Here is a 14,262-nt window from a genome sequence, read left to right on the forward strand (position 1 = left end):
TTTATCTCTCATGGTTGATATTGAGAAGTAGGCTCCAGAAGCGATTGGCTAAGCATTCATCTGCGCGGGGAATTACATCACTCTGCGTGGTTTATAAATTGTCGAGGTTAAAATGGCTAATGTGATATTCCCAAATAGATTTAAACAACAACTGCAAAACGGCGAGCGTTTATATGGTTGTTGGTGCGCGCTGGCGAATCCGATTACCACAGAAGTGCTGGGGTTGGCCGGTTTTGACTGGTTGCTCCTGGATGGTGAGCACGCGCCGAATGATATCGGCACCTTCATTCCCCAATTGATGGCGCTGAAAGGCAGCGCCAGTGCGCCGGTGGTCAGGGCACCGACCAATGAGCCGGTGATCATCAAACGCCTGCTTGATATTGGTTTCTACAACTTTCTGATCCCGTTTGTAGAAACCCAGGCCGAAGCGGAACAGGCCGTGGCCGCAACGCGCTATCCGCCTTACGGCATCCGCGGCGTTTCGGTATCCCACCGCTGTAACCACTATGGCACTGTCCCCGACTATTTCACGCAGATCGATAGCAACATTAGCGTGCTGGTGCAGATTGAGAGCCAGCGTGGGGTGGACAACATTGATGCTATCGCCGGCGTTGAGGGCGTCGACGGCATTTTCGTTGGGCCGGGCGATCTTTCTGCCGCACTCGGGCACCTGGGAGATCCGGCGCATCCCGAGGTTCAGCAGGTCATTCAGCACATTTTCGCCAGAGCAAAGGCGCAGGGAAAACCTGCCGGCATCCTGGCCCCGGTTGAAGCGGACGCCCGCCGCTATTTGTTGTGGGGCGCCACTTTCGTCGCGGTTGGGAGCGATCTCGGGTTATTTAGAAATGCCACGCAGAAACTGAGCGATACGTTTAAACCGTAAACGTGCGTTCGCTTGCTGCCGGTATGGACCACTAATCGATAGATGAGGAATCGATGATGAAAATAGGATTTATTGGCTTGGGCATCATGGGTAAGCCCATGAGTAAAAACTTGATTAAAGCCGGTTATTCCCTGGTTGTTGCTGACAAAAATGCGGCATCCATCGATGAGCTGACGGCGCTGGGCGCCGCCAGCGCGGCAACCCCGAAAGCGGTGGCGGCGCAGTGCGACGTTATTATCACCATGCTGCCTAACTCGCCGCAGGTGAAAGAGGTCGCTCTTGGCGAGAATGGCGTGATTGATGGTGCCAGGGCAGGCGCGATCTTTATCGATATGAGTTCGATTGCCCCGCTGGCCAGCCGTGAAATTGCCGCCGCACTGCAAGCGAAAGGTATCCTGATGCTGGATGCGCCAGTCAGCGGTGGTGAACCCAAAGCCATAGACGGCACGCTGTCGGTAATGGTGGGGGGAGACAAAGCGCTGTTTGACCAATGCCATGATTTGCTGAGAACCATGGCAGGTTCAGTGGTGCATACCGGCGATATCGGGGCTGGCAATGTCACAAAACTGGCCAACCAGGTGATTGTGGCATTGAATATCGCCGCGATGGCGGAGGCACTGGTGCTGGCAACGAAAGCCGGCGTCGATCCCGAACTGGTGTTTCAGGCTATCCGCGGCGGCCTGGCGGGCAGCACGGTACTGGAGGCCAAAGCGCCAATGGTGTTAAACCGCAACTTCAAGCCGGGGTTTCGTATCGATCTGCACATTAAAGATCTGGCTAACGCCCTGGATACCTCCCATAGCGTAGGTGCCCAATTGCCGTTAACGTCGGCCGTGATGGAAATGATGCAGGCGCTGCGGGTGGATGGGTTGGGAACGGCGGATCACTCGGCGCTGGCCTGCTATTACGAGAAACTGGCGAAGGTTGAAGTGAAACAGTTTGATTAATCGCGCTATTGGCGCTTTGGGATCCGTGGGGCGAACGGGGAAGGTAACCGGCGCTGCCTTGTCTGAACGCCCGATCCTTCTGCCGTGCGATTAATGTTTCGTCATGGGGGCTGAATTTTCAGCACCCAGTTTCAACCTGTGAAACAGCGCCTGTGGAGTGATGGATGAAAATAGTCATTGCACCCGATTCCTATAAAGAAAGCCTGAGTGCGCTGGGCGTTGCCCACGCTATCGAGCGTGGTTTCCGCGCAATATTTCCTTTAGCGACCTATGTCAGCATCCCGCTTGCCGATGGCGGCGAAGGCACCGTGGAAGCGATGATCGGCGCCACCGGCGGCACGAAGGTGAACGAGAACGTGACGGGCCCGTTGGGTACGGACGTTGCGGCATTTTGGGGGCTTTCCGGCGATGGCAAGACTGCGTTTATTGAGATGGCGGCCGCCAGCGGCCTTGAGCTAGTGCCGCCCGCGCTAAGAGACCCGCTCAGAACGACATCATTTGGCACCGGGCAGTTAATCCGTGCGGCTTTAGCATCCGGGGTTAGTCATATCATCATCGGTATCGGCGGCAGCGCAACGAATGATGGTGGTGCCGGTATGGTTCAGGCGTTGGGTGCCAGGCTGCTCGATCGGGCGGGTAACGACATTGGCCGTGGCGGTGGCAGCCTTAGCGAGATCGCTGCCATCGATATGCGCCGGTTTGAGCCAAGGGTGAAGCAGTGCCGTATCGACGTCGCTTGTGATGTTACCAATCCATTAACCGGCCCTAATGGCGCCTCTTGGGTGTTTGGCCCCCAGAAAGGTGCAACGCCAGCGGTGGTCGAACTGCTTGATAACAATCTCCGGCAGTATGCCGGGATCATTAAGCATCAACTAAACATCGAGGTCGACAGCATTGCCGGCGCGGGTGCTGCGGGGGGAATGGGTGCCGCGCTGTTGGCGTTTTGCGGGGCCAGGCTCAGGAAGGGCATTGAAATCGTCACCGAAGCCCTGGAGCTGGAGCGCCATATCAAAGACTGTGATCTGGTCGTGACTGGGGAAGGGCGAATTGATGGGCAGAGCATCAACGGCAAGGTACCGATCGGGGTGGCCGCTATCGCGAAAAAACACCGGAAACCGGTTATCGGCATTGCCGGGAGCCTGTCTTGCGATGTCGATGTGGTCTATCAACAGGGGATCGATGCGGTATTCAGTGTGATTTATGAAATTTGTTCGCTTGAACAAGCGATGCTAAATGCATCGGATAATGTGACAAAAACGGCGCGCAACGTTGCGGCGGCCCTCCAATGTATGAAGGGGGTTCGCCTTTAATCGATAGCGATCCGGCGGGAGCGGCGGTGTGCCGTTTCCGCCGGTCTGCGGCGCCCATGGGGTTGGCATTGCGTGTTGCAGGCTAACATCCTACTATTTGGCATCGGTCATTCACTCTTGCACTGTTTTATCGCCGCCGGGAACCTGTTTGTTTATGCCAACCAAGCCCACTTTCATCGCTCTTCTGCAACAGCAACGTTCCCGCGATCAAAACCACCTGTCTCTGCTGGCGTTCGGCACCTTGGTTATTTTCGTTGTCAGCCTGTGCGCCGGCGATAGTTGGATCTGGCCGTCGCAGTGGTTGAGCGATTCGGCGCAATTATTTGTTTGGCAACTGCGCATGCCGCGCACGCTGGCAGTGCTGGCCGTGGGGGCGAGCTTGGCGGTGAGTGGCGCGGTTATGCAGGCGTTGTTCGAAAATCCGCTGGCGGAGCCGGGGCTGCTTGGCGTGGCCAACGGGGCCGGGGTGGCGCTGGTGCTCACTGTATTGTTGGGGCATGGATTGTTGCCGGTTGCGTTGATGAGCCTGAATGCGATTATCGGGGCGCTGCTGATAACCTTCCTGCTGTTGGCGTTTGCCCGCCGCCGCGTGACCAACGCGCGTTTGCTGCTGGTGGGTGTGGCACTCGGCATCGTGTGTTCCGCGATCATGACCTGGGCGGTTTACATCAGCACCAGCCTGGATCTGCGCCAACTGATGTACTGGATGATGGGCAGCTTTGGCGGCGTGGACTGGCGGCAAAAATGGCTGGTTTTGGCGCTCCTGCCCGTGCTGCTGTGGCTATGCCGGCAGGGCAACGTGCTCAATGTGATGGCGCTGGGCGAGGTGCAGGCGCGGCAACTCGGGCTGTCTTTATACCTGTGGCGCAATCTGTTGGTGTTGGCGGTCGGCTGTCTGGTTGGCATCAGCGTGGCGTTGGCCGGCGTGATAGGCTTTGTTGGCCTGGTGATCCCGCACATATTGCGCCTGATTGGGCTGACCGATCAGCGCTATCTGTTGCCCGGTTGCGCCTTGGCCGGCGCCGGCGTTTTGCTGGCGGCAGACGTGACCGCGCGGGTTACTCTGGCCGCGGCCGAATTGCCGATCGGCGTGGTCACCGCTACCCTGGGCGCACCGCTTTTTATCTGGTTACTGCTGCGGGTAAAAAGCGTAAGGTAATCGCATCGATGCGGTACACATTGGCCGCTGCGCCGTGCGCCGCGTATCTTCACCTGCAAATAAACAGAAAGGATGGGTTCCGATGAGTCAGTCAATAAACGCGATACCACTGCAAACGATTGATAACCGTGCAACCACGCTGGCGGAGTATCAAGGCGACGTTTTACTGGTGGTCAATGTGGCCTCACAATGCGGCCTGACCGAACAGTATGAAGGCCTGGAAGCGCTGTATGAAAGCTATCGCGACCGCGGTTTTGCGGTGCTGGGCTTTCCGTCCAACGAATTTCTCGGGCAAGAGCCCGGCAGCAACGAAGAGATTCTGGCGTTTTGCCGCGGCACGTTCGGCGTGCAGTTCCCCATGTTCAGCAAGATTGAAGTCAACGGTGCAAACCGCCATCCGTTGTATCAGGCGTTGATTGCCGCTAAACCAGAAGCCGTGGTGCCAGCCGGCAGCGAGTTCAAGGCACGCCGGATCAGCAAGGGGCAGGGGCCAAAGCAGCCCGGCGATATTCTGTGGAACTTTGAGAAATTCCTGATTGGGCGCGATGGCAACGTGCTGGCGCGTTTTGCCCCGGATATGAAGCCGCAGGATCCTGCCATTGTCACTGCCATCGAACAGGCGCTGGCGCAGTAATTCGCGATGCTGGAGCTTAATCAGGTCAGCGTTGATCAACGCCTATTCCCGTTGTCTGCCCGGGTGGCGCCAGGCAGCCAAATACACCTGATTGGCCCCAATGGCGCCGGTAAAAGCACCCTGTTGGCGCGGGTGGCTGGGCTGCTGCCCGGCGGCGGCCAGGTGCTGCTGGATGGGCAGCCGCTCAGCCACTATTCGGCGGGGCAGTTGGCACGCCGGCGCGCCTATTTGGGCCAGCAACAGCCGCCGGCGGCATTCATGCCGGTTTTTCAATATCTGGCGCTGCATCAGCCGCCGGGGTGTGGCGCTGCCGTATTGGAAGATACCCTGGGGTACCTGTGTCGGCAACTGAAGCTGGCGGATAAGTTGCCGCGCACGCTCGTCCAGCTTTCCGGCGGCGAGTGGCAACGGGTGCGCCTGGTTGCCGCGCTGCTGCAGGTTTGGCCGGCGGTCAACCCATTGAGCCGGCTGCTGCTGCTGGATGAGCCGGGCAATAGCCTGGATGTGGCGCAGAAAGCCGCATTGGATCGGTTATTGCGCGAGTTTTGCCAACAGGGGCGCAGCGTGCTGGTCTGTGCGCACGATCTGAACCAAACATTGCAGCAGGCTGATCAGGTGTGGTTATTGCGCGCCGGGCGGGTGGTGGCGCAAGGGCCAAGCCAGGAAGTGATGGTGCCGGCGTTATTATCGCCGGTTTATGAGATTGGTTTCCATTTACAAATGGTTGGCGAGCAGCGTTGGCTGATGACGCGCGATGCTTAAAACTTAAGTTGCCTATGATTTGCAATATAAATAGAAGTTAAACAAAACGAATATAAATGAAATCGAATTTGTAGAATATGAATTTTTCTTCAAGACTTTCTGGTTTTTACACCCAAAAAGGGCAAGGTACTGGTGATTAAAGTGACTTTTATTAAGAATGCATTAAGATGAGAAAATAAGTTAATATTGTATTTATATTTTTTGTTTTTAGTCTAGTCATACACATAGATTAATATCGTTACAGTTCTAATCACGGCAGTTAACTATGCTTACAGAAATTCACCTTTCATAAAATATTATTGGCCTGTTCCTTTGTCGTTTAATCTTCATTAAATAATTGCGCCCTATAATTGCCCTATCGCAAACTCGATATGCTTAGGTTAACTATGGCTCAGGAACAATTCTTGCCATTCTCTCGTCCATCTATGGGTGAAGAAGAAATAACAGCGGTTGAAAAGGTATTACGCTCCGGCTGGATTACCACCGGCCCGCAAAACCAACGTTTGGAAACGGATTTTTGCACCGCCTTTGGCTGTAAATACGCGATTGCCATTAACTCTGCCACGGCGGGTATGCATGTCACGCTAGTGGCGTTGGGCATCGGGCCGGGTGATGAGGTCATCACACCTTCAATGACCTGGGTTTCTACGCCGAACATGATCGAGCTGCTCGGCGCCACGCCCGTGATGGTTGATATTGATCGCGATACGCTGATGGTCAGTGCCGCAGCGGTTGAAGCCGCCATCACGCCGAGAACCAAGGCGATTGTGCCGGTGCATTATGCCGGTGCGCCGCTGGACATCGCCGCACTGCGCGACGTGGCGCAGCGGCACAATATTCCGCTGATTGAAGATGCGGCCCATGCGGCCGGCGCCCGCTATCGCGGCGAGTGGGTGGGCGCGCGCGGCACGGCGATTTTCTCTTTCCATGCGATTAAAAACATGACCTGTGCCGAAGGCGGCCTGATCGCCACCGATGATGACGCACTGGCGGCGCGTCTGCGCAGCCTGAAGTTCCACGGCCTGGGTGTCGACGCTTTCGATCGCCAACAGCTAGGGCGTAAACCCCAGGCGGAAGTGATCGAGCCGGGCTACAAATACAATCTTTCCGATGTGCATGCAGCCATCGCCGTGGTGCAGCTGCAGCGTTTGCCGCAGCTTAACGCCCGCCGCAAATCACTGGCGGCACGCTACCTGGCGATGTTGCAGGATTCTCCCTTCCAACCGCTCGGCCTGCCGGATTATCCGCACGACCATGCCTGGCATCTGTTCATCGTGCGCGTCGATCTCGAACGCTGCGGCCTGGATCGCGATCGGCTGATGCAACGCCTGCAAGAGCAGGGCATTGGCACGGGCCTGCATTTCCGCGCGGCGCACACGCAGAAATTCTACCGTGAACGCTATCCACAGCTTTCATTGCCGAATACCGAATGGAACTCGGCGCGGCTGTGCTCTTTACCGTTATTTCCGGATATGCGCGATGAAGATGTCGATCGCGTTGTTAACGCCTTGTTTTCAATTGTGGAGTCAGAACGTGCCGCGGGTTGAACCTATTAATAACGTATCGGTGGTGATCCCGGTCTACAACGAACAGCAGAGCCTGCCGGCGCTGATTGAACGTATCACCGCCGCCTGTCAGCAGTTGCGCCAGGCCTATGAAATCATTTTGGTGGATGACGGCAGCAGCGATGACTCCGCCGAGATATTAACCGAAGCCGCCGAGAGCCCGGGCAGCCATATCGTCGCCGTGCTGCTGAACCGCAACTACGGCCAGCACTCGGCGATCATGGCGGGGTTTAACCAGGCGCACGGCGATCTGGTCATCACCCTGGATGCCGATCTGCAAAACCCGCCGGAAGAGATCCCGCGGCTGGTGAGCGTGGCCGAAGAAGGCTATGACGTGGTCGGCACGGTGCGCGCCAACCGCCAGGATTCCTGGTTCCGCAAGAGCGCGTCGCGCGTCATCAATATGATGATCCAGCGCGCCACCGGCAAATCGATGGGCGATTACGGCTGCATGCTGCGTGCTTACCGCCGCCACATCGTCGAGGCGATGCTGCATTGCCATGAGCGCAGCACTTTTATCCCGATCCTGGCCAATACCTTCGCCCGCCGCACGACGGAAATCGACGTCGAGCACGCAGAGCGTGAATTCGGCGATTCGAAATACAGCCTGATGAAGCTGATTAACCTGATGTATGACCTGATCACCTGCCTGACGACCACGCCGCTGCGCCTGCTCAGCGTGGTGGGCAGCGTCATCGCGCTGTCCGGTTTCACGCTGGCGATCGTGCTGATCGCCATGCGGCTGATCTTAGGCACCCAGTGGGGGGCCGAAGGGGTATTTATGCTGTTTGCCGTGCTGTTTACCTTCGTCGGCGCCCAGTTTGTCGGTATGGGGCTACTCGGTGAGTACATCGGGCGTATCTACAACGATGTGCGCGCCCGCCCACGTTATTTTGTTCAGAAAGTGGTTGGCGCTAAGCCAAACCACCACATTCAGGAAGAAGAGTAATGAAAACTATCGTATTTGCTTACCATGATATCGGCTGCGCCGGTTTGAAAGCGCTAACGGAGGCCGGCTATGACGTGCAGGCCGTGTTCACCCATACCGATGCGCCGGGTGAAAACCATTTCTTTTCTTCCGTGGCGCGGTTGGGCGCAGAGCTGAATCTGCCGGTTTATGCGCCGGAGGACGTCAATCACCCTTTGTGGGTTGAACGTATTCGCGAGCTGCAGCCGGACGTGATTTTCTCGTTCTACTACCGCAACATGCTCAGCGAAGAGATCCTGGCGCTGGCGCCGCAGGGGGGCTTCAACCTGCATGGATCGCTGTTGCCGCGCTACCGCGGGCGGGCGCCGGTCAACTGGGTGCTGGTTAACGGCGAAACCGAAACCGGGGTAACGCTGCATAAAATGGTTAAGCGCCCGGATGCCGGCGACATCGTTGCCCAGCATAAGGTCGCGATTAGCGAGGATGACACGGCGTTAACCCTGCACGGTAAACTGCGGGAAGCCGCGCAGAGCCTGCTGAACGACACCTTGCCGCAACTGAAGAACGGCAGCGTAACCTTCACCCCGCAAAACGAGGCCGAAGCCAGCTATTACGGCCGCCGCACTGCCGCCGATGGCGAGATCCAGTGGCATAAATCCGCGCGGGAAATCAACAACCTGGTGCGCGCGGTAACCGATCCTTACCCGGGTGCGTTCAGTTACCTGGGCCAGCAGAAAGTAATTGTCTGGCAGGGGCGCGTGCTGAATACACCGCATGACAAACAGCCGGGCACTGTGCTGGCCACTGCGCCGCTGACCATCGCCTGTGGCGAAGGCGCGCTGGAAATCGTCGCCGGCCAGAGCGAGGCGGGGCTGTATGTGCACGGTGCCCGCCTGGCAGAGGAAATGGGCATCGTCACCGATGTGCGCCTGGGCGCCAAGCCGACCAGCGCGGTTAAACGCCGGACCCGGGTGTTGATTCTGGGGGTGAACGGCTTTATCGGCAACCACCTGACCGAACGCCTGTTGCGCGACGGCAACTACGATATCTATGGGCTGGATATCAGCTCCGACGCCATTTGCCGCTTCCTTGACGATCCGCACTTCCACTTTGTGGAAGGGGACATCAGCATCCATTCCGAGTGGATTGAATACCACATTAAAAAATGCGACGTGGTGCTGCCGCTGGTGGCCATCGCAACGCCTATCGAATACACCCGCAACCCGCTGCGTGTGTTCGAGCTGGATTTCGAAGAGAACCTGAAAATCGTGCGCGACTGCGTGAAATACCACAAGCGCATTATTTTCCCCTCCACATCCGAAGTTTACGGCATGTGCGACGATCAGCAGTTTGACGAAGACTGTTCGCGCTTAATCGTCGGGCCGATCAGCAAGCAACGCTGGATCTACTCGGTCTCCAAACAGCTGCTTGACCGGGTGATCTGGGCTTACGGCGTGCAACAGGGGCTGAAATTTACCCTGTTCCGTCCGTTCAACTGGATGGGGCCACGGCTCGATAGCCTGGATGCCGCACGCATCGGCTCTTCCCGCGCGATTACCCAGTTGATCCTCAACCTGGTGGAAGGATCGCCGATCAAGCTGGTGGATGGCGGGGAGCAAAAACGCTGCTTTACCGACATTAACGACGGCATCGAAGCATTGTTTCGCATTATCGAAAACTGCCACGGCCAGTGCGACGGCCAGATTATCAATATCGGCAACCCGACCAACGAAGCCAGCATCCGCGAACTGGCGGAAATGCTGCTGGAATGCTTCAACCAGCACCCGCTGCGCGATCGCTTCCCTCCGTTCGCCGGTTTTAACGCGGTGGAAAGCAGCAGCTACTATGGCAAAGGCTATCAGGACGTTGAGCACCGCACGCCGAGCATCAGGAACGCACAGCGCCTGCTGGATTGGCAGCCGACCATTAAAATGCGCCAGACAGTAGCCGAAACGCTGGATTACTTTCTGCAAACCAACGTTCAGGAAAAGGGCGTTAGCCAATGATAAAAGTCGGCCTGCGGGTAGATGTCGACACATATAGCGGCACCCGTGACGGTGTGCCGCGCCTGTTGGAATTGTTCGAACAGTATGGCATCACGGCCAGCTTTTTTTTCAGCGTTGGGCCAGACAACATGGGGCGCCACTTGTGGCGCCTGCTGCGGCCGGCGTTCCTGCGCAAAATGCTGCGTTCACAGGCTGCTTCGCTGTATGGCTGGGATATCCTGCTGGCCGGCACCGCATGGCCGGGGCGCAACATCGCCCGCGCTTTTGGCCCACTGATGAAGCAAACGGCGCGCGCCGGGCATGAGGTGGGGCTGCATGCCTGGGATCACCAGGGCTGGCAGGCCAAAGTGGCACGCTGGTCCGAGGCCGAACTGGCGCGCCAGATTCAGCTGGGCGTTGGGGCTTTGCGCGCCTGCATTGAGCAACCGGTAAAGTGCTCTGCGGTGGCCGGCTGGCGTGCGGATCAACGCGTGTTGTCGGTGAAGCAGCGCTTTGGCTTTCATTACAATAGCGATTGCCGCGGCACGCACCCGTTCCGGCCACTGTTGGCGGATGGGCGCATTGGCACGGTGCAGATCCCGGTGACCTTGCCGACGTTCGATGAGGTGATTGGCCATGAGGTCAGCCTGGCGGATTACAACGACTTCATTTTGCAGCGGATGTTGCACAGCAGCGCTGTGCCGGTATACACCATTCACACGGAGGTGGAAGGTATGTCGCAGAGCGCGATGTTCGAACGATTATTGCAACAGGCAGAACGCCTGGGTATTCAATTTTGCCCACTGGGCGCACTGTTGCCTGTTGATACCACGGCGCTGCCGTTAGGGCAGATCGTGCGGGCGCCGTTCCCCGGGCGAGAGGGCTGGCTTGGCTGTCAAACCGAAGTGAAGGGTACTCCATGAAGGCGATCAAGGGCGCGTGGGCCGCGATACTGGCCGTTTTTTTCACCCTGGTTTACCTGATCCCGCTCAACGGGCGTTTGCTCTGGCAGCCGGATGAAACCCGCTATGCCGAAATCAGCCGCGAGATGTTGCAACGTGGGGATTGGCTGGTGCCGCATTTGCTCGGCCTGCGCTATTTTGAAAAACCGGTGGCGGGCTACTGGTTCAACAATGTCAGCCAATGGCTGTTTGACGACACGCTCTTTGCCGTGCGCTTTGGCGCGGCGTTCAGCACCGGCTTAACGGCCTGTCTGGTTTTCACGCTGGCATGGATGATGTGGCGCAATGCGCGCCGGGCCAGCCTTGCCGCACTGATTTTCCTTTCCATGACCCTGGTTTTCAGCATTGGCTCCTACAGCGTGTTGGATCCGATGATTACGCTCTGGCTGACGGCCGCGATGGTCTGTTACTACCTGGCGCTGCAGGCGACGTCGCGTAAAGCCCGGCTGGGGGCTTACGTTTTACTGGGCCTGGCCTGCGGTATGGGGTTTATGACCAAAGGGTTCCTGGCGCTGGCCGTACCGGTGATTGCCGCATTGCCGATCGCCATCCAGCAGCGGCGGTTTAAGCAACTGCTGTGCTACGGCCCGATCGCGGTCTGTGCCGCCGTGCTGATTAGCCTGCCGTGGGCGTGGGCGGTGGCCCTGCGCGAGCCGGATTATTGGCACTATTTCTTCTGGGTGGAGCACATTCAACGTTTTGCTGAAGACAACGCCCAGCATAAAGCGCCGTTCTGGTATTACATCCCGATCTTACTGGCCGGCGTGTTGCCGTGGCTTGCGCTGCTGCCGGGCGCGTTGGCCGCGGGCTGGCGTGAACGCATTCAGCATCCGCAACGGTTTTTCCTGTTGAGCTGGAGCATCATGCCGCTGCTATTTTTCAGCATTGCCAAGGGGAAGCTGCCGACGTATATCCTGCCGTGCATGGCGCCGCTGGCGCTGTTGATCGCCGCTTATGCTGAAGACTGCGCCGGCGCGTTGCGTTACCAGGTGTTTAAAGCCAATGCCGTGTTGAATGGCCTTTTTGGCCTGCTCGGGGCGCTGGCGTTGGTGGCAATCGCCCTGGGGATGCTGCCGGAAGTACGGCTGTTTGCCCCCGATGAATGGCCGAAAGTGATTATCGGTATGATTGCCTTTGGCGGCTGGTTGCTGTTTGCGCTGCTTTCACTGGGGGATCATGGCCGGCGCTGGCCTTTGGCCGCCGGTTGCCCGTTGCTGCTGTGCCTGCTGGTTGGCAGTGCTATCCCGCAGCAGGTGATTGACTCGAAACAGCCGCAGAACTTCATCGCCGCCAATCGGCCGGCGCTTGGCAACAGCCGCTACGTGCTGACCAATAGCGTCGGCATCGCCGCCGGGTTAGCGTGGGAGCTTAAGCGCAGTGATATCACCCTGTACCGCGAAAAAGGGGAAGTGGAGTACGGCCTGGCGTATCCGGATGCCGCGGACCGTTTCGTCAGCGAAGCGGATTTCCCTCGCTGGCTGACCCAGGCGCGTAGCCAGGGGAACGTCGCGCTGGTGCTGCATTTGCCACGCGGTGATTCAATCCCGGAAGGGCTGCCAAAGCCCGAGCAGCAGGTGGTGATGAACCGGTTGGTGCTGTTATGGTATGCGCAACGGCCATGATGGGCTATCTACTGATAATTATGGTTAGCCTGCTGACCTGCGCTGGGCAACTGTGCCAGAAACGGGCGGCGCAAAGCTGGCAACTGCCGCCGGCGCAGCGAATCGGCGCAACGCTGCGCTGGCTATTGCTGGCGGTGGCGTTGCTGGCCGCCGGTATGGCGCTATGGCTGAACGTGCTGCAACGGCTGCCCCTTAGCCTGGCATACCCCATTCTTAGCTTCAATTTTGTGTTGGTGACGCTGGCCGCGCGTTGGCTGTTCGGCGAGGTAGCTTCGTTGCGCCACTGGTGTGGCGTGGCGGCGATTATGCTGGGGATCGTGTTGATGAGCGTGGGCGCATGAAAGGCAAAGGATATCTGTGGGGCATCGCCAGCGTGCTGTTGGTGACGGCGGCGCAATTGCTGATGAAATGGGGGATGGGGCAGATCCCGCTGCTGGGCTATGCGGATATCAGCGTACTCACCATCTGGCTTTATCAATGGCAGTTGCTGGCGGTGGCCGGCGGGGTGCTGGGCTATGCGCTGTCGATGGCGTGTTGGTTCTTTACCTTGCGCTATTTGCCGCTGAACCGGGCCTATCCGCTGCTTAGCCTGAGCTATGCGCTGGTTTATGTGTGCGCCGTGTTGCTGCCCTGGTTTCACGAATCCGCGACGCTGCTTAAGACGCTGGGCATGCTGTTTATTCTGCTCGGCGTCGGGTTAATTAGCAGCCATCGTGGCAATAGCGCCGCCAAAAGCCGGTGAAAATCTGACCCGGTTCGATTATCTCTTTCACAATGCTTGCCTTTTTCTTATGGCCGGGGATAAATTAACGCCAAATAGCGCTTTCCCTTGCGGGCAGCGGCCGGGCGGCGATCATTGTTATCCCCTATGCAGGCGCTGGCGCAACGTATTCACTGTAAGGATATTAACGGATGCGTGTTTGGTTTTTATTCGCCTGCCTGATTCTTGCCGGTTGCAGCAGTCATGCGCCGCCGCCCAGTGGCAAACTGGCTGACTCGATCGTGGTGGTCGCCCAGTTGAATGAACAGTTACGCCAATGGTATGGCACGCCTTATCGCTACGGTGGGCTGGATCATGCCGGTGTGGATTGCTCTGGCTTTGTTTACCGCACGTTCCGCGATCGCTTCGACATGCAACTGCCGCGTTCGACGGAAGAACAAACCGCGCTTGGCACGCGCATTTCGCGCGATGAATTGATGCCGGGCGATCTGGTGTTTTTCAAAACCGGCTCCGGTGAAAATGGTCTGCACGTGGGTATTTATGATACCAACGATCAGTTTATTCATGCCTCGACCAGCCGCGGTGTGATCCGCTCGTCGCTGGATAATGTTTACTGGCGAAAAGTCTACTGGCAGGCCCGCCGCATTTAGCCGGGCGTTTGCCCGGCACCCCACGCTTATTTTCCCACCGATTCCCGGTTTTGTTCGCGCTACCGTTCTTTTTGCCCCTGTTCTGATCATCTCATGTGCCTTAACCGGAAGATTGAAATGCACTGTATCCCCGT

14 protein-coding genes are annotated in these 14,262 nt (G+C 57.7%); all 14 read left to right on the forward strand.

The features are described from left to right. Positions 1 to 112: 112 nt before the first annotated feature. The 14 genes from garL to ACN28Q_RS23565 all read left to right on the forward strand — a co-directional run bounded on the left by garL (position 113) and on the right by ACN28Q_RS23565 (position 14,128). A complete protein-coding gene (garL, locus tag ACN28Q_RS23500; protein ID WP_095848546.1) occupies positions 113 to 883 on the forward strand; it encodes a 2-dehydro-3-deoxyglucarate aldolase in 771 nt (256 codons plus the stop codon). Positions 884 to 939: 56 nt separating this feature from the next. Then, a complete protein-coding gene (gene garR, locus ACN28Q_RS23505; protein WP_095848547.1) occupies positions 940 to 1,830 on the forward strand; it encodes a 2-hydroxy-3-oxopropionate reductase in 891 nt (296 codons plus the stop codon). A 164-nt stretch (positions 1,831 to 1,994) separates the two neighbouring features. Beyond that, complete coding sequence (locus ACN28Q_RS23510) at positions 1,995 to 3,140, forward strand: glycerate kinase (protein ID WP_095848548.1); 1,146 nt, start codon at positions 1,995 to 1,997, stop codon at positions 3,138 to 3,140. A 154-nt stretch (positions 3,141 to 3,294) separates the two neighbouring features. After that, positions 3,295 to 4,299 carry a vitamin B12 ABC transporter permease BtuC gene (btuC, locus tag ACN28Q_RS23515; protein WP_095848549.1) on the forward strand — a complete coding sequence of 335 codons (1,005 nt, stop codon included), beginning with the start codon at positions 3,295 to 3,297 and terminating at the stop codon, positions 4,297 to 4,299. A gap of 82 nt (positions 4,300 to 4,381) precedes the next feature. After that, a complete protein-coding gene (locus ACN28Q_RS23520; RefSeq protein ID WP_095848550.1) occupies positions 4,382 to 4,933 on the forward strand; it encodes a glutathione peroxidase in 552 nt (183 codons plus the stop codon). A 6-nt stretch (positions 4,934 to 4,939) separates the two neighbouring features. Continuing rightward, positions 4,940 to 5,695, forward strand: coding sequence for a vitamin B12 ABC transporter ATP-binding protein BtuD (gene btuD, locus ACN28Q_RS23525; RefSeq protein ID WP_095848551.1), 756 nt, complete (start codon positions 4,940 to 4,942; stop codon positions 5,693 to 5,695). Positions 5,696 to 6,081: 386 nt separating this feature from the next. After that, a complete protein-coding gene (gene arnB / locus ACN28Q_RS23530; protein ID WP_095848552.1) occupies positions 6,082 to 7,242 on the forward strand; it encodes a UDP-4-amino-4-deoxy-L-arabinose aminotransferase in 1,161 nt (386 codons plus the stop codon). Further along, positions 7,181 to 8,209 (forward strand): undecaprenyl-phosphate 4-deoxy-4-formamido-L-arabinose transferase, encoded by a 1,029-nt coding sequence (gene arnC / locus ACN28Q_RS23535; protein WP_183096700.1) that lies wholly within the window; start codon positions 7,181 to 7,183, stop codon positions 8,207 to 8,209. The genes arnB and arnC overlap by 62 nt, the downstream gene beginning before the upstream one ends. Further along, on the forward strand, positions 8,209 to 10,194 hold the full coding sequence (gene arnA, locus ACN28Q_RS23540) for a bifunctional UDP-4-amino-4-deoxy-L-arabinose formyltransferase/UDP-glucuronic acid oxidase ArnA (RefSeq protein WP_095848554.1): 1,986 nt from the start codon (positions 8,209 to 8,211) through the stop codon (positions 10,192 to 10,194). The genes arnC and arnA overlap by 1 nt, the downstream gene beginning before the upstream one ends. After that, positions 10,191 to 11,096 carry a 4-deoxy-4-formamido-L-arabinose-phosphoundecaprenol deformylase gene (gene arnD / locus ACN28Q_RS23545; protein ID WP_095848555.1) on the forward strand — a complete coding sequence of 302 codons (906 nt, stop codon included), beginning with the start codon at positions 10,191 to 10,193 and terminating at the stop codon, positions 11,094 to 11,096. Before arnA ends, arnD begins: the two co-directional genes overlap by 4 nt. Then, a complete protein-coding gene (gene arnT, locus ACN28Q_RS23550) occupies positions 11,093 to 12,757 on the forward strand; it encodes a lipid IV(A) 4-amino-4-deoxy-L-arabinosyltransferase (RefSeq protein WP_095848556.1) in 1,665 nt (554 codons plus the stop codon). The genes arnD and arnT overlap by 4 nt, the downstream gene beginning before the upstream one ends. Further along, the gene (gene arnE / locus ACN28Q_RS23555) at positions 12,754 to 13,098 is read left to right on the forward strand and encodes a 4-amino-4-deoxy-L-arabinose-phosphoundecaprenol flippase subunit ArnE (RefSeq protein WP_095848557.1); all 345 of its coding nucleotides are present in this window, start codon (positions 12,754 to 12,756) and stop codon (positions 13,096 to 13,098) included. Before arnT ends, arnE begins: the two co-directional genes overlap by 4 nt. Next, complete coding sequence (gene arnF / locus ACN28Q_RS23560; RefSeq protein WP_095848558.1) at positions 13,095 to 13,499, forward strand: 4-amino-4-deoxy-L-arabinose-phosphoundecaprenol flippase subunit ArnF; 405 nt, start codon at positions 13,095 to 13,097, stop codon at positions 13,497 to 13,499. Before arnE ends, arnF begins: the two co-directional genes overlap by 4 nt. Positions 13,500 to 13,669: 170 nt before the next feature. After that, entirely contained in the window at positions 13,670 to 14,128 is a 459-nt protein-coding gene (locus ACN28Q_RS23565; protein ID WP_095848559.1) for an NlpC/P60 family protein, read from the forward strand. The last annotated feature ends 134 nt before the right edge of the window (positions 14,129 to 14,262 follow it).

This window comes from Gibbsiella quercinecans, assembly GCF_002291425.1.
Taxonomy (GTDB): domain Bacteria; phylum Pseudomonadota; class Gammaproteobacteria; order Enterobacterales; family Enterobacteriaceae; genus Gibbsiella; species Gibbsiella quercinecans.

Coding starts and splice junctions, on each gene's coding strand:
- garL (WP_095848546.1), top strand. CDS start 113: ATGGCTAATGTGATATTCCCAAATAGATTTAAACAACAACTGCAAAAC.
- garR (WP_095848547.1), top strand. CDS start 940: ATGAAAATAGGATTTATTGGCTTGGGCATCATGGGTAAGCCCATGAGT.
- ACN28Q_RS23510 (WP_095848548.1), top strand. CDS start 1,995: ATGAAAATAGTCATTGCACCCGATTCCTATAAAGAAAGCCTGAGTGCG.
- btuC (WP_095848549.1), top strand. CDS start 3,295: ATGCCAACCAAGCCCACTTTCATCGCTCTTCTGCAACAGCAACGTTCC.
- ACN28Q_RS23520 (WP_095848550.1), top strand. CDS start 4,382: ATGAGTCAGTCAATAAACGCGATACCACTGCAAACGATTGATAACCGT.
- btuD (WP_095848551.1), top strand. CDS start 4,940: ATGCTGGAGCTTAATCAGGTCAGCGTTGATCAACGCCTATTCCCGTTG.
- arnB (WP_095848552.1), top strand. CDS start 6,082: ATGGCTCAGGAACAATTCTTGCCATTCTCTCGTCCATCTATGGGTGAA.
- arnC (WP_183096700.1), top strand. CDS start 7,181: ATGTCGATCGCGTTGTTAACGCCTTGTTTTCAATTGTGGAGTCAGAAC.
- arnA (WP_095848554.1), top strand. CDS start 8,209: ATGAAAACTATCGTATTTGCTTACCATGATATCGGCTGCGCCGGTTTG.
- arnD (WP_095848555.1), top strand. CDS start 10,191: ATGATAAAAGTCGGCCTGCGGGTAGATGTCGACACATATAGCGGCACC.
- arnT (WP_095848556.1), top strand. CDS start 11,093: ATGAAGGCGATCAAGGGCGCGTGGGCCGCGATACTGGCCGTTTTTTTC.
- arnE (WP_095848557.1), top strand. CDS start 12,754: ATGATGGGCTATCTACTGATAATTATGGTTAGCCTGCTGACCTGCGCT.
- arnF (WP_095848558.1), top strand. CDS start 13,095: ATGAAAGGCAAAGGATATCTGTGGGGCATCGCCAGCGTGCTGTTGGTG.
- ACN28Q_RS23565 (WP_095848559.1), top strand. CDS start 13,670: ATGCGTGTTTGGTTTTTATTCGCCTGCCTGATTCTTGCCGGTTGCAGC.